The 15,210-nt window shown below is 54.2% G+C and carries 15 protein-coding genes; 8 read left to right on the top strand and 7 right to left on the bottom strand.

Annotated features, from left to right (window positions below):
* Window positions 1-182: 182 nt before the first annotated feature.
* Entirely contained in the window at window positions 183-854 is a 672-nt protein-coding gene (locus AC56LR_RS05565; RefSeq protein ID WP_497128368.1) for a hypothetical protein, read from the top strand.
* Entirely contained in the window at window positions 775-1,113 is a 339-nt protein-coding gene (locus AC56LR_RS05560; protein WP_497128365.1) for an HGGxSTG domain-containing protein, read from the top strand. The genes AC56LR_RS05565 and AC56LR_RS05560 overlap by 80 nt, the downstream gene beginning before the upstream one ends.
* A gap of 466 nt (window positions 1,114-1,579) precedes the next feature.
* Here the strand turns inward: AC56LR_RS05560 and AC56LR_RS05555 are convergent, their stop codons facing one another.
* Entirely contained in the window at window positions 1,580-1,828 is a 249-nt protein-coding gene (locus AC56LR_RS05555; protein ID WP_497128363.1) for a hypothetical protein, read from the bottom strand.
* A gap of 714 nt (window positions 1,829-2,542) precedes the next feature.
* On the opposite strand from AC56LR_RS05555, the gene AC56LR_RS05550 reads away from it, so the two are divergent.
* From AC56LR_RS05550 to AC56LR_RS05535, 4 genes are all read left to right on the top strand, one after another.
* Window positions 2,543-3,169 (top strand): hypothetical protein, encoded by a 627-nt coding sequence (locus AC56LR_RS05550; protein WP_497128360.1) that lies wholly within the window; start codon window positions 2,543-2,545, stop codon window positions 3,167-3,169.
* 219 nt (window positions 3,170-3,388) lie between these two features.
* Window positions 3,389-3,628: a surface-adhesin E family protein gene (locus tag AC56LR_RS05545; RefSeq protein ID WP_497128357.1), complete on the top strand. Its 240-nt coding sequence runs from the start codon at window positions 3,389-3,391 to the stop codon at window positions 3,626-3,628.
* Between the two features lie 34 nt (window positions 3,629-3,662).
* Window positions 3,663-4,499, top strand: a complete 837-nt coding sequence (locus tag AC56LR_RS05540) for a tetratricopeptide repeat protein (RefSeq protein ID WP_497128355.1) — start codon at window positions 3,663-3,665, stop codon at window positions 4,497-4,499.
* Window positions 4,500-4,622: 123 nt separating this feature from the next.
* Window positions 4,623-5,057 (top strand): hypothetical protein, encoded by a 435-nt coding sequence (locus AC56LR_RS05535; protein ID WP_497128353.1) that lies wholly within the window; start codon window positions 4,623-4,625, stop codon window positions 5,055-5,057.
* 851 nt (window positions 5,058-5,908) lie between these two features.
* Here the strand turns inward: AC56LR_RS05535 and AC56LR_RS05530 are convergent.
* The 6 genes from AC56LR_RS05530 to AC56LR_RS05505 all read right to left on the bottom strand — a co-directional run bounded on the left by AC56LR_RS05530 (window position 5,909) and on the right by AC56LR_RS05505 (window position 11,850).
* Window positions 5,909-6,322, bottom strand: a complete 414-nt coding sequence (locus AC56LR_RS05530) for a hypothetical protein (protein ID WP_497128350.1) — start codon at window positions 6,320-6,322, stop codon at window positions 5,909-5,911.
* Window positions 6,323-6,481: 159 nt separating this feature from the next.
* Window positions 6,482-6,889 (bottom strand): hypothetical protein, encoded by a 408-nt coding sequence (locus tag AC56LR_RS05525; RefSeq protein WP_497128347.1) that lies wholly within the window; start codon window positions 6,887-6,889, stop codon window positions 6,482-6,484.
* Between the two features lie 323 nt (window positions 6,890-7,212).
* Window positions 7,213-7,803 carry a hypothetical protein gene (locus tag AC56LR_RS05520; RefSeq protein ID WP_497128344.1) on the bottom strand — a complete coding sequence of 197 codons (591 nt, stop codon included), beginning with the start codon at window positions 7,801-7,803 and terminating at the stop codon, window positions 7,213-7,215.
* A gap of 311 nt (window positions 7,804-8,114) precedes the next feature.
* Window positions 8,115-8,921, bottom strand: coding sequence for a M48 family metallopeptidase (locus AC56LR_RS05515; RefSeq protein WP_497128342.1), 807 nt, complete (start codon window positions 8,919-8,921; stop codon window positions 8,115-8,117).
* A gap of 814 nt (window positions 8,922-9,735) precedes the next feature.
* Window positions 9,736-10,470: an abortive infection system antitoxin AbiGi family protein gene (locus AC56LR_RS05510; protein ID WP_497128339.1), complete on the bottom strand. Its 735-nt coding sequence runs from the start codon at window positions 10,468-10,470 to the stop codon at window positions 9,736-9,738.
* Window positions 10,471-11,697: 1,227 nt separating this feature from the next.
* Window positions 11,698-11,850 carry a hypothetical protein gene (locus AC56LR_RS05505; protein WP_497128336.1) on the bottom strand — a complete coding sequence of 51 codons (153 nt, stop codon included), beginning with the start codon at window positions 11,848-11,850 and terminating at the stop codon, window positions 11,698-11,700.
* An 89-nt stretch (window positions 11,851-11,939) separates the two neighbouring features.
* Between AC56LR_RS05505 and AC56LR_RS05500 the strand changes: the two genes are divergently transcribed.
* A complete protein-coding gene (locus tag AC56LR_RS05500) occupies window positions 11,940-13,502 on the top strand; it encodes a recombinase family protein (RefSeq protein ID WP_497128333.1) in 1,563 nt (520 codons plus the stop codon).
* Window positions 13,496-14,995, top strand: a complete 1,500-nt coding sequence (locus AC56LR_RS05495) for a recombinase family protein (protein ID WP_497128331.1) — start codon at window positions 13,496-13,498, stop codon at window positions 14,993-14,995. Before AC56LR_RS05500 ends, AC56LR_RS05495 begins: the two co-directional genes overlap by 7 nt.
* The last annotated feature ends 215 nt before the right edge of the window (window positions 14,996-15,210 follow it).

The following is a 15,210-nucleotide window of genomic DNA, read 5'->3' as shown; positions in this document are numbered from 1 at the left end:
CTCAAGCATTAAGCCATCTCAGGGCGGATGGGGCAGATAAACACCAGTTTTCAAGAACTCCACCATGGTTTTGTTTCTTGGAGAAGTTTTCAAAACTGGACAATATCCGCCCTATCCGCCCTGTCTTCCGTTGCATGGCAAGTTGCTCTTAAACATCACGCTGGCATACTGAAAGGGACACCATGAAAAATAAACTTAAGCAAGCGGTCCAACTGCAACAGGAGGCTCAGGTCGCGCAAAAATCTGCTCTCGCCGCTGAGGCTGCAGGTTACTTGGAACAGGCGTCGACATTCCAGGTTGACGCTATCTATCATGACGCCATGGCCCTGGCCCAGCTGCAACCAAGCGTGCTGCCGTCGATTGTCGCGGGCGAGGTAGTGCCGGGCGAAGCAGACCTGCCGCATAACCGTGGTGGCTGGGCGGTGCGCGATACGCTTGCAACACCGGACACACCTGCCTTGGCTGCGTCACTGGCGCGCACCGAAATGCTGGCGCAAAGCCGCCTCGATGTCCTGGCCCTCGGTGTCGATGCTGCCGCCGCAACAGCTTCTAGCGATCCTCTGACGAAAATGCTCGCCCACCAGGCTGCTCTTGCGCACGCCGCTGCCTTTAAATTGATGGACCGCGCCATGGAACACGAGAATCCAGTCGAGACCGCGCGACTCATGAACACCGCTGCTCGCATGATGAGTGTTTTCCAGCAGGCGCTGGTAACGTTGCACCGGCTGCAGAACGGTGGCCAGCAGACGGTGACGGTGCAGCACATTAACGTGAATGCCAATCAGGCTGTCGTGGCCGGCTCGGTACAAGCCGGGGGGCGTCCTGCCTCGACGGGGGGCAAAAATGAAAACTGAAATCAACCCCATGCACCCGCAGGAAGCACCACGCTGCGGTGCAAGGACACGCTCAGGTGCGCCATGCCAGTCACGGCCCGTGCACGGCAAAAAACGCTGCCGCGTGCACGGTGGAACCAGTCCTGGTGCACCTCGCGGAAATCAGCATGCTCTTAAGAGCGGTGCCTACACCCGCCAAGCATTGGCGCAACAACGCAACGCGCGGGCCGTTCTACGGGCACTAAGGGAATTGATCGAGAAAGTTACGCACGTGACATGAGTTTCGCCCGACCCACGCATGCTGCGCTGTCATACTCTTACGCTGATCCAGCGCTGCTGGCGCTACGTTCAGTGGCGTCAGACAGTACTCGGCGGGAAGCGCTAACGCCGGCTGCCGACCAATAATGGCTGCACTTCCAATTCTGGAGTCATGCCATGCACCCTCTTCACGTCCCCTCGCTCGTCAACGACTTGCACTCGGCGCTCACCGCCACATGCGTCGCGGCCATCCACTAGCCCCGTTGCGTCGCCGAAATCCGTGATCACATGGCGGACGCGGCGCGCCGCTCCATGTCGGTCTCGTCAGTCAGTAACCGAAGTCGCGGTGCGCATGTCCTTGAATTGGCCTATAGTGGTATTGCCGTCAGCTCCCATGCCGTAACGCGTAACCGTAGGCACGGCTTGCGTAGACAGGACGGGATCGAACCCTCCTCCTTGTTCACCTGACGGCCCTTCTGGATTCGTTGTCATGGATGCAGGCGCAGCTGGCGGTACTGCCGCTCCAGCGCCGCATGCCGCTCCATGTCGGTCTCGTCGTCGCGCCGGCCACCACGCGCTTCCTGGTGCCCGTCGCGGCGTTTGGTGGCTGTGGCGATGGCCGATGCTTCGTCACTGTCCTGGCGGCCTCGATTGATGCCGAACACGGTCGACTTGCTCACTTTGAACTGGGCCACGACCTTCCGCAGCGACTGGCCGGCAATGCGCAGCTCTATCATCTGGGCCTAGTCGCGCTGCGTGTTGCTTGTTGGGCGGTAGGCATCTTGCACTCAACCTTGGCCCACGTGAGACCTCTGAGCAGGGCACTCGTCAAGGAATCGCTATCCCGGGGTCCGACGCAGTTGGCTAGACGCACCGTGCGTTTAAGTCTTGCCCTCGCCCCCATGCGCACTCGCCCAACAATGCTTCCGGGTCGGCCGCGCAGCTGAGTACTCTCGCAGAGTCCGGTCCGGCCTCCCTCGGAGCCGTGTCGAATGTGTCGAATGTGTCGATTGAACGCCGATCGTTATGAAAGCTGCGTCTGTGCCAGCGCCGGCTCTTTGTCCGGCAATGTGGTGGAGTGTGTCGATTGTGTCAATTTCGGCCATGTCGCCACTGTCGAGATTTCTCATCGCATTTGCCGTCGCCTCGCGCGGTAGGTGAGGAGCCGCCAGCGCACAGTGCAATGCTGCCGGCACCAGCGTCGAACAGATCGACACAATCGACACGATCGACACAAGAAAATATGGTGTGACATACCAACGTGGACGCCGAACAGGCTGTCGAAGCTGGCTCACTGCAAACCGGGGGACGTCCGGCTCTAATGCCGGGGCGCAATGAATTCTTTGATAGCGTTCAATTTCGACCCACAGCAGACTTATTAGGACTTCTGACCTTTTTCTACAGTACTTTTGCCCTTTTTTGCTCCCTTAGCTGAAATTGTGAAAAACGTTATGAAGGTGATGCTGCATAATGAACCACCTCATCAGAAAGGGCGCATTATGCAAACTATTCTGTTCGTAGTGTGTTGCGTATTGATGACTGCGATGGCCACTACAGTTTCAGCGGCTGGAATATGCATTCAATTAAATGGTGGATGTAAAGATGCGGTCACCAATAAAATTTATGTTCAATCTGGCGAAAAACTTATTGACCCTGAGACTCAAATTCCGGTCATGACGGTTGAGCCGTTCAAGTTCCATGTCGTAACCCAACAGGATCGCCTCGATACCTTGCGTCGCAAATCTGAAGCAATCGCGCAAGCTAAAGCGACAGCTGCCATACAGCGAGCAGAAGCCGAGAATCAAAGGGTACGGGTATTGGCATATCAAGCTCAAAGATTACAGGCGTTTGAACAGCACCATGAGCAAACACGGGCGCAAATGCAATACGATTCACAGTCAGACATGTACCGTAACTCGCTCCCCACAGGCGTTAGCCCCTCTTACTTCGGCACGAACGGGCAGTATTACCAAGGTCTGGCGGGAGGCATTGTGAACACTACTAATGGAACATTTTCGCAAGACGTTGGTGCGGGTTTCGTTAATAGCCAGACCGGGCAGTTTTCGGCCAAACCTTAAGAGTTTCTGTCACAAAAATGGGAAGCGCGAGCAATCTTGAAATAGCTAAAAGAGTTGTTGAGGCAATCGGACTCTAGCCAATAATAGAGATTGAAATACTTTCACAGCACGCCCTCCCTTCGGTACACAACGGACAAACTAATAAGCGTTACAGATGAATACGAAACGAACCTGTCGAGGGATCTTGCAAACCGTGCTATTCGTCTATAGTTTGAATTGATGCTTGGAACTTGTAACCAGTTAGCACCTGAGAATAGTTATCAATGCTGGCATTGTCGCTATCGTGCGGAAGGCAAATCGCGCACGCTACAGGGAGTGGCATTTGAAGGACACATGCGTAAAGGCAAGATGGTTCTTTCCCATAACTCACCTGACGAATGGTCTTACCCAATGCCTGAAACTGTCGAGAGTGCTGAACTGAACGCGGCGTGCAAAGCTGCACGCCACCGCATAGAATGAATTGCAAAATGAATCGATGCGGAGGAGTCTTGAGATGAAAAATTGGCCGATCTGTATTTTTATCGCGGCAGCCTGCATGTCTTCAGCTTTTGCCCAAACTCTGTGGCAACTAGAGAGTGGCAACTATCAGGCAGTAGAAAGTGCTTTTGCAACGCTTCAGAGAAAATTCGAGGCGGGGAAAGCCACCGAATATGAACTGCTCGACGCATACAAGATTTTTTATCAGAAAGAAGATCGATACCGGATTCCACTCAATAATTGGATCGGGGTCTATCCAAACTCTCCATCGGCTTATCTCGCACGCGGTGTGTACTTTCGCAAATTAGGGGAGTATAGACGTGGAGAAGGGTACATTTCGCAAGTGCCGTCTGAATACCTTGAGTACATGGGGCAGATGTTTGCGTTGGCAGAGAAAGACCTTGAAACGTCCTTGCGTCTCAATTCCAAGTCATACCTGGCCATTCTCCATTTGTTGAATATTGCTCAATTTGAGGGAAATGCGCGTGCCGCCAAAAAATACTTGCACTTAGGCAATGAGCTGTTTCCAGCTAATTTTATTTTGCGCGCACGCTACCTGATTCGCCTGACTCCGCGCTGGGGCGGCTCGTATCATGACATGGAAAAATTCATCGCCGAATGTCGCGCTCAAGGTTTGCCAAAAGACAAAATCGACTTGCTTAAAGCGATCATGTTTAACGACCTGGGCCTCTCCGCAAGAGAGCAAGGAAACATGGATGCGGCGCGCAAGGCGTATGAAAACGCGCTTATCCTCGCACAATCCGGCGGTCCAAGATTTCGGCAAGACTACATGAGTCATGCATCACAAATTTGTATGGAGCCTAAGTACGACAACAAGCCATACTGCCAATAAAGCAGGGCAGCTTGGTGGTGACCATATCCGCCTCACCTTGACGATTTTTTTGACGGTTCTTGATGAAAGGTTTCGGGACAGAATTCACAGTAAATTTTTCCTGACTACTTAGAACAAGCAGCAATGTTCCAGACCGAAGCCACCTACCATGACGCCGCTGCCCTGGCACAGCTGCAACCGACAGTGCTGCCGCTGATCGTCGCAGGTGAGGTAGTGCCGATCGAAGACGCCCAGCCACCCAACCGTAGTGGCTGGGCGGTGCGCGATACGCTTGCGATACCGGACACACCTGCCCTAGCTGCCTCGCTTGCCCGCACCGAGATGCTGGCGCAAAGCCGCCTTGATGTTCTGGCCCTCGTATCGACGTTGCGGCCGCAAAAGCCATTAACCTCTAAGACCTCTTCTTCGCGCTTACGCCGGAAGGTAGTGGGGATCGACACCAGCCTTTCTGCATGCGGCCAATACAAATTGGCGCATCAGATCCGCTGTCATCCAGTTCTTCTCGGTGAGATGAACGACCCACTGGAGAATCTTGACAGAGTTGTCGATACGGTTTAGGGCGATCTCGTATTGGTTCTGATCATCAACATTGATGGTCAAATGCGTTTTGTCCACTACGATCCTAGTCAGGCGGTCCTGGATCGTTGCCATGTATTCCTCTTCATTGAATTTTTCTGCCACTTCTTTCTCCCGGTCGCTCGAATAATTGGTACGTTGTGGTTGCTGGTTCCACGGGACAACACTGTGGTGCTTCTCTCAATAGCATAGCCGCGTCAAGCGCTGCAGGGCAAACTAGTGAGGTGAAGGCACAGGGCAGAAGAATTGCCAAACTTCACGCCACGAATCAACTAATTTTGCGTCGTGTTAGTTTTGTTAACCTAAACTATCCAACCGCACTTCAACGCCCACCGGGCCTCGGTCCTCCAATTGATGCGTCGGTTCGTGCTTTTAGTATGGACGGGGTCCGGGCAACGCCTTGCAAGCTCCTCAAACGCGGAGCAGGCCCAAATTTCTTTCCAAATGCTCCACTTCATCGGGTCAGCCTCGGCCGTGGCCCGTAAGCTGCGCTTTTCGATCACTTGGTACGGCCCCTCAAGAATAGCTGGCTGTTTCCGCATGCTTTTCCGAGCTAAATGCGAGGATTTTGCGCGAGGTACTCGTTAGCGATCTGCCGGGCTTCGCTCAAAGTCGGAGCGTGCCCGATGACGACGTAGGTCGGTACTTTCCCTTTCTCCAACATCCGACGATTCTTCGCTGCGATCGTTTCTACCGTATCGATATGGAAGTCATCCATACCAGACTGTGGACTGATGTTCCATTCAACGCACCAGGTCATCTCGCTTTTCCTTGCTCGGCTACCGGCCGGATCGGAGCGCTCAGGGCGCCAAATGGGTTTCGCTCGTCCAGCTCTAACTCTTCAGCTCGTTTGTCGACATTTTGATATGTAACGATTTCAGAAAATCGACCTCCGTTTTTCGATGTTGCCAACCAATCAATGTACCACACGGGAAAAGCTGTTTAGTTAGCGGGATCGGGATAAAGGGCGGGAACACTCCTCGGGGCCTTGACTTGTTTTGTTCTTTGGTTATGAGAACCGTTTGATCTTTTTCAAGGAAGAACTCGAAGAACTCGTCGATCGGCAAGACCGTGGTCCGAATGGAGAAAAGTTCGTGTGCAGTACTTGATCGATCCGCCTTGTGACCACGCTGATTTAGACCTGTTGGGCGCTCAAAACCGTTAGCCGCAAAAATTGCGAGGGCAGCGGGCGTGATGCCGATGACTCGCCAAGACCATGGTCGAGAGCCCATCAGGCTAGTAAGCATGCGAGTTGCGTCGGCTCTAGTGAATGCAGTAGGAAACCGCTGCATGGTCTCAAACTGCGCCACGTAAAGACTGTACAGAGCGGACCGCAGTTCGTTATTGTTTAAGATAGAGTTTATTTTCCTCGAATTCACCAAATGGCACTCGGTGGCCCCTTGGGGCTAATCCAAAAACCGCGCGATTAGTCTTGCGATGCCGGACAGTTGATGTTCGTTCCAACGGTCAAGGTCAGTACGAGCGAACGCCTTCCAGACCGCCAGCAGAACACATGCGACAAGGATGGCAATGCCTGCCCACTCCGCTGGGTGAATGAACCGATGAATGAAGATATCGTCAAGCAGCTTGCCAAAGTGTGCTGCGTGTCGGCCAACTAGCTTACCTTTGTTGTACTCCGCCCAGACTGTCAGTATCCAAGGCAAGAAGAAGTAGAAAAGCGTGAAGCCTGCTGCGCCGAGAATCAGGGTGCCTTTAGGTCCAAAGGCATTTGAAACTTTAATGCTATCGGTCACAGCGGAGCCAAAAACACTTTTCGCGCGCCCTCGGCGCGAGCGTCGTTTCTTGTATCTCATTGGCTCCCTTACAGTGACCTAGCGACGTCTAAGCATGCCGCTGGCAGGAAGTCATCGAGCGGCGCAATTGAAATGGAACAGTCCTCTGGATAATCGACACAATCGACAGTGTTCAGATGCTGCTCCCTGCCGTTAATGACGATAAGAAAGCTCGCGCGGCGCTGTTTGAACCAGATACAGCGTTGGTCACGAAATGGCCTGTTCCGACTTTAACGAAGGACTCATGAACTGCATCGTACCATCAACATGGCGTAACATTTGAATACAGTTGAAGGAGCGGATCCCAATTCATTTTCTACTCCATTATGACTACCCCCCCCGGACTACGCTGCGTCATATGCGATCATCATCTTGTGTGCGTAATCAACAATTGCACCGCAATGAAATCGCGCGAAGTTTGATCTTTTGCGAAGTGCTCCACTCGGGCTATGAGCCGCAGCGGCTACGAAGTGACGATGGGCCAACTGAACCGCATCCATCAAGGCAACTGCACAAGTTCGCTCCGCGTCGTCACGGTCGCCCTCGACCTGCAAGGTCACATAAAATATCCAGTGTGGTTCACCGACAGAGCGGTAGGAGGCAGGCGCTACGCATTCTGGGTATTTTTTAATCAACTCCGCTACCTGCGGCCCAGAGATCAGGAATCTGAAATCGAGAAAGCCATGATCGCCTGGTGTTTTAAACACTTCAGGATCCCAATGTGTGTAAAAGCATGTCATTGCTTCGACCTGCCCTACATTAATTCGGAAGCCGGAGCGGAGCAGTGAAACCGACCACGCCGAACTGCCTAATTCTATGCAAGAGCTGATGGTCTTCAAAAGCTGCGAGCACATTAGACGTTGATCTTCGAGATTGGGAATGATTTCGTCGAATGCTTCCTGTATCTGTCCTACCGTGGTAAATACGCCGTCCATCCAAGCCTCCTTGAGATACGTGATGATTCAGGCCTGCGGGTGCCGCTGCTCCTTGCCTGTCCAGCTATACAACGACTTACAGTGGAGCGCGGCAGTACTTACATTATGTCGCGTCGCTTGACCCATGTTGTATAATTTCAAGCAAATTGAAACGGGGATCAGGTAAAAAATATCTCTGATATCAGATGACGACGATGCAGTTGACGTGCCTAAAATAGAGAGCAATGCCAACATACCTAATATTGCCCATCTGGCATCTTTCCTGCTCATAGTGGTGGAAAAAGAAAGCTAAGTGCAAAGCGCTAGTTAGATCAATGCTGTTTGGCCCCTTCATAAAGCGGCATGACTGCCGGCATTAATCTCGTGATCTCGTTAATCCGGTGTTCATTAGATGGATGAGTCGACAGGAACTCAGGCGCTTTCTTATCGTCCGTTGAAGTCATTTTACGCCAAACAGATACCGCTCCCTTAGGGTCATATCCTGCACGCGCTGCAAGCTCGATTCCAATCTTATCTGCCTCGGATTCGCTCTCGCGCGAGTTCGGCAATAGATAAAGGTATTCCGCTATCTTATTCGCAAGGGCGGCGTTGGCACTACGATTAGCCGTGCGCGCTGTAGCAGCCTGTGCAAGGACATTCACGGCCATTACGTTAGAAACCTTTTCCCGACCGTGCTCGCGCAAGGCGTGAGCAATCTCGTGACCCATAACTGCAGCGATCTCATCGTCGGTCAACTTTAGCTTATTTAGAAGGCCAGTATAGAAAGTAATTTTCCCGCCTGGACCACAACTCGCGTTGATGATGGGCGAGTCAATCAATATCAATGCCCATTTCCAGCTACCTGTATCGGTGCGAAAAATCGGAACCTGTGCTCGGATTCGCTTTGCGATTCTGATCAACCTGTCATAGTCTGGTCCAGACACGATAAGCTTCCCCGATACTCTAGCATTTGTTACTTCCTTAGCGTAGCTCATCAAAGCGGCCTGCTCTACGGTCGTTGCAGGGATAAGTAACAACTGAGCACGGTTAATGCCGATGGCTCCGGGTGCTGTAGTAGAAGCGCATCCCGAAATGAAGGGTATGACCAAAAAAAAGCATGCAGTCAGCAGTTTTTTCATGATTGTCCTCAAATTGCGGTGCACGTATAAATCTTAGTTTTTAGTTGTATGTGTGGCTATAGAGCTTCCGTCGTGTTTGCATAGGCAAATTTACTGGGCAGAGGAGTCACCGCTGCTAAGAAGCAACGCACGAGCCCTGCATGGACGCATACGATGGCACCAGTCGATCACGTTGTGGCTAGTGCAAACGGATGTAATAACAGCATCCGCTGCTTCCAATTCAGCGTCATCATGTCAACCCAGCATGGTGAGGACCTCGGTCGATGGCCTGCCGCGCAGCCGCAACCTGTCACGGAGCATTGGCCATTATGGCGCACGATAGGTTGTAAATCAGTAGCGCTGCCGCATCCTCCGCAGTCTCTCGCTCGACAAGGTGCTCTGCCGTTAGCACCACATCCTCCAAACCTTCCGGGTTAGTCAGGAACCGTACTGCGTCCCTAGGGTGCCAGCGTGTCACCATCGCGTTGACCTGCGCCATCAGGCGGCCTCCGTCCGGGTCATCCACGCTGAACGGCTCCGTTCCGATCCCGTTGTCCAGCCCCTAGCGAATTAGAGTCAGCACCGCCGGCTCCTGTGCCAGTGGGGTACAGCCTTCCAGGAACCGTGTTGCCACGCGGTTGAGAGGCATTTGGTTGAGCAACACGTTCTGCGCCGTGCGCATCTCAAACAAACTTTTGCACATGTGGATACCTCTCGACAGCAACGACGGCAGCGCAAAGGCCGGCACAAGCCGCTTGGCAATGCTAGAACGCCCGCCCTTGTGAAGGCAGCTAACGCTCTGCTTCAAGAGGCGAAATTTAGGCCGTGACCGTTACTAGGCTTCCCTTGTGCAGATTTTTTCTGTAAAGGCCGGCAGCGCTTCTTTGGCCCGTTCGAGAAACTCATGATGCACGACAACCCCAACCACATCTGTCGGCTCGAACTTCATGTTCCCGTATTTCCTCCACTCGCGCTCCGCATAGTAATAGTCTTCATGGTCTTCATCGAGTGTGGAGTCGTAGGGTTTAATAAAAGCCAACACAGCCAGTTCAAGCGTTCGTTGCAGATGATGAATTGCGTCCTCGGGGGACTCGGGTACTCGAGTTGGAATTGATCTGCCGGTATGCTGCTCCACCGTGGGAACAAGCTGGTCAAGGAGTCCACGGTAGGTAGCCTCAAGAGTATCAAGGAAGTTCTCACCGTTATGCACGCCACCACGCCAGTCATCGTCACGCATTGGAATATAGGTGACCGGACGGGCACCGAATTCGATAAGGTGGTGGCGGGACAACGACAAGCCGAACTCACCGTATTTTCGGGTATGGATGCGAAGAGCCGCGCGCGGAATGTCGCAATAGCAGGTTACGGTGGGCACGATCAAAGTTTCGGCGCGCAATCTCCCGGACAAATCACGTTTATATGACGTTTTGCCCCAAGTGTCATCAGGTGGTCTATGGCAAATGGCGCCCCCGCCCAAGACATGACAGAGGGTGTTAAAGTTGGCCTCATGGTCCTCAGGGTTTGCTCGTCCAACGAAATGAAATAGTTCGTCTGAAATACATGCGGTCATATTGCTCCTCCCTGAATTTGATGGGAACACATGAAAAGCCACAATGTAACGAGCTGATCAACAGCATTCACATCGTAGCAGGGCTGGCGAAAAAGACCCTATATCAGGAGTAATAGGACGGGGCCACACATCCGAACAAACAAAGGTCGGAGAACGGCCGAAGGTGCTTAGTTGAAGCTGATCAGAGGCATTTTTGGAGGAATTACAAGCACAATCTTCAACATGCTCGTAGGCAAAGGAGAAGTCCGCCCACCAGCCACCGGGATTTCGAGAGGGCCTGGACTGGTTTACTGATGGGGAGGTGCTCATCGCGCGTTACCTGGCTGGATCAGCCCATTGCGATCGCCCGCAATGACGTGCGAGCCGCTTAGGCCAAGCAGGCCCGCGATGTACTGGAACAAGACGGTCCCGTGCGCCGCGCCTACGTCAGTCCACAAGGCAGCAACGCAGATCAGCAGCACACCCAGCCTGCGCGGCCATGCTGTACCCGCCGGCGGCCTCGTGACCTGGTGCACGACCCATGGCTCACCGGACGGTGCGCGTTCAACGATTTTCGTTTGGTCAGGGTGCATGGGTTACTCCTCAACTAGTCGCGCGACTTCGACGATCATGCCGTTGTCCACACCTCGACGTTCTCGAAGTGTCGCCAAATGAAGAACTTCCGCGTTAAGCACGGAGCAGAGGCGACGGCCTAGGCTCGCTCAGCCATGGTGCAAGCCTTGATGAGCTGCTCGGCTAGACCCGTCGGGTGGGTAACTTCATAGTGGTACACACCCGGATCGACTGCGTGGAGTAACCGATTCATCAGGGCGACCATGTTGCTGGCGCCCTGGCGCAAGGCCTTCCAGGAAAGGTCGTAGCCGGGCGCGTGGACGCCTTCCATAACGATTGCATTCGTGATGATCCTATTGTCGCGCTGGCGCTCGAATAGGTGGGCCAGCTGAACATCTTCGCGTCGAAAAGCGGGAGTTGGCCGGGCAGTTTAAGAAACCGCTCGCCGAGCACACGGCCATCCGCAATATTGCCAAACGTAAGTGCCTAAAATGATCGGCACTTATTCCGACGCCAGTGGAGTGGCCGTGGGATCGCGGTCCCGAAAATCGTTCAAGTTGGCGCGCAGCGCAGCCTTGAATGTCGGCAGTACGGGAATGTCTCGTACCTGTGGCCGCGTGGCGCATCGATAAGCGCGGCACTTACTTTAATGCCGGCGTGAAGGGTACCGTCCTGTCATGCTTCCGATTTGTCACTCTTGGGACGACGTCCAAGTACCTCCACAGCAACTTCGAGGGCAATTCCTGCTTCACACAAGTAGAACGCCGCAAAACGCACGCCATGGAGCCGTGCCAGCTCAAGTGCAGTTGCAAGGATCATCGAATTCATAATTCACCTGTGCGGCGTCATGGCTCTTCCTCATATAGTCTTCGATTTGAACTGTCGAGTATTGAGCTTCCTCAACGCTGGAGACTACCGTGGACCAAAGCTGCGCTAACTGTGCCGTGATGTACGTCCGCATGTCGACTGAGAGTCAGGATTACTCGACGGACCACCAGCGCGCCAAGATCCGCGAGTATGCAGAAGCACGGGGCATGTCGATCATTCGGGAGTATGTCGACGACGGGAAGAGCGGCCTTGATATCAAGCGGCGTGCCGGTCTTCAAGCTCTCATGAAAGCAGTGCAGTCCGCCCAACCGGACTTCAGCCACATCATCGTGTACGACATCAGCCGCTGGGGACGATTTCAAGACATCGATGAGGCCGCGTACCACGAGCACACCTGCCGGCGGGCTGGAATCGATGTGGTTTACTGCGGTGAGCGATTCACTAACGACGGCGGACCATACTCTTCACTCCTCAAGAGCATGAAACGGGTGATGGCCGCTGAGTACAGCAAAGACCTGTCCGAAAAGGTCTTCATTGCCCAGTCACGCTTCGTTGAGATGGGATTCAAACAAGGTGGGCATGCCGGCTACGGGCTTAGGCGTCTCGCCCTCAAGTCCTGCGGAACACCAAGGGCGGTACTTGAGTACGGTGAATCAAAGGTCTCAGCGACAGACCGGGTCGTCTTGATCTGGGGGCCAGATGAAGAGATAGCGACGGTGCGACGCGTCTACTCCCTCTACCTGGACAACCGAATGAGTGAGGCCGGTATTGCACGACTCCTCAACAGCGAAGCCTTGCCGAGCGAGTTTCGCCGGCCCTGGACACAGGCAATGGTCAACTCCCTGCTGACCAACTCGAAGTACTGCGGGGTCTTAGCGTACAACAGACGCTCCTGCAAGCTGTCGAGGCCGCGAACACGTAACTCGCCCGACAAGTGGGTCGTGAATCCCACCGCGGTCGAGCCGATCATTGCCTCAGCCGTATTCGAGCGAGCACAGGTTGAACGAGCGCGGAGACTCCGCCGATACAAGTCTTCCGAACTAATCACCCTGCTTCAGTCGTGTCATCAAAGACATGGCAAGGTTAATGCGAAAATCATCGCGGAAGATCCAACCATGCCTGACCCACAGCTGATTGTCAGATCGTTCGGCTCGCTGATCCGCGCCTACGAGGCCGCGGGGCTGCCTCGCTCACCAAAACATGCGTTTGTCGAGACAAAGAAGCGATTGTCAACTAGACGACAGGACCTTCTGGTTCAAATAGAAGCATTCGCAAAGGCTGCCGGCGGAATAGTTGAACGGACAGCTAACCCTTTCACGCTTTTGCTGAACGGTCACCTACAGGTGCGAATCGAGGTGGCGGTCTCCCGCAATCCAAGCCGTGGACTGCAGAGCTGGAAGATTACTGCAAAGCCTGGAATCGACTTTATCATCACAGGTCGGATGGATTCTGCAGCTATCGAAATCACTGACTACTTTTTGATGTCCTCGGCGGACCTCGCTGCCGGGCCGATCTATTTGAAGGCTACGAATCTCGACCGCTACTCGGCATTGAGGTACACCTGCGTCGGTGCGATGTTCGGTGGCGAACTGCATGACGCTGAGTTCGAGGCACGCAGCGCCGTCGCTGGCCGTCTGGTGCAGACGTGCTGAAGCCCTGCAGAACTCGTGCCGCGCTGTATGTCCGGGCATCGACCGAACACCAGAACTATTCGACAAGCCATCAAGAGGCAGCGCTGCGCGATTATGCAGCCGAGCACAACTATGACATTGTCACGGTCTACCGCGACGAGGCGCGCAGCGGCCTCACGCTTGATGGCCGCGTTGGTCTGCTTACCCTGTTCGAGCACATTCGGTCGGGCCAGGCCGACTTTACAGCGGTATTGGTATATGACGTAAGCCGTTGGGGACGATTTCAGGACGTTGATGAGGCAGCCTATTACGAGTATGCCTGCCGACGTGCTGGCATCGCTGTGTCCTACTGCGCCGAACCTTTTGCCAACGACGGCTCGCCAATCGCTGCGCTGATCAAAGGTCTGAAGCGGGCGATGGCCGCCGAATACAGCCGCGAGTTGTCAGCCAAGGTATTTCGAGCGCAAGTTCGCCTGTCTGAAGCGGGTTACAAGCAGGGTGGCGCTGCTGGCTATGGACTGCGCCGGATGGTTCTCTCGGCAAGTGGTGAGCGGAAGGGAATTATCCGGCCGGGTGAGCGCAAGAGCATGCCGAGCGACCGGGTTACGTATGCTCTTGGGCCTGAAAACGAAATCGCGGTAGTGCATCGCATCTATGCGATGTATGTTGATGAGCGCATGGCGGATGTCCGGATTGCTGAAAAGCTTAACGCAGACGGTGTGCCGACTGATACAGGCCGCCCTTGGACGGCGCACATCGTCAAGCAGGTGCTTACTAACGACAAGTACGTTGGCACCATGACGTTCAACCGCGGCACCCAACGCATGCGCACAATTCGACGATGGAATGACCAGGACAAATGGATCCGCAGGGAGAACGCATTCGAGGCTGTAGTTGCCCGCGATCGGTTCGACCAAGCAGTCGAGGAGCGAGCACAGCGGCACAAACAATGGACTGACGACGAAATGCTCGATGTACTGCGAAACATTATGGTCGAGCATGGCAAAGTGACCCCCGACTTGATCAACGCTGGCGAAGGACCGTCGGTAAAATCGTTCACGTTTCGCTTTAACGGGTTGGTCTCTGCAATGGGCCTAGCCGGCGTAAGTTGGCCATCGCTTTCACGCGACACCATCACGCGTTTCCGCCTGCGCTGTGTAACCCGTGACATGACGGTCGAACTGGAGCGGTGCATGGCCGCTGTAGGGGCTCTAGTCGAACAGATCAGCCCGCGCACTTGGCGCGTGAACGGCGTCATGGTCAGGCTACTGTGCACTCGCTGTCGCTACGAGCGCAGTCACCCCTGCTGGAAAGTGACCGTGGCACATGACCCCGCTGTCGACTTCGTCATCTGGGTGCGTATGGACAAGGCCAATGAGCTTCCCGAACAGGTCTATCTCATTCCCGTCGCAGATTTCCCAGGGCATAAATATATCTGGCCGTCGACTCGCACGCTGGAAAAGTACGAGCAGTATCGCCGCCCGACGCTGGCCTCTTTATTTAGCTCGGGCTAACTGCATGGACATGAAGCTGAAAATGAGCTTCCCGGAGCCAGATAGCTGACCTACTTCGGCAGTCTGTGTTGCGGAAGGCCGACTCGTTGCAATGATTTATTCAAAAACGCCTGCCTGTACTTACCCAATGGCGTGCCGATCGTGTCGATTCGCGCCTGTCCGGTCCTGTCGACAATTTTCGCGCCCAACAGTGCATCGTCCCCGCAAGGGGACGC

Source organism: Telluria sp. ZT3P39, from assembly GCF_059685935.1.
Note: the sequence above shows the minus strand (reverse complement) of the source record. Positions and strands in the feature narration are given on the sequence as shown.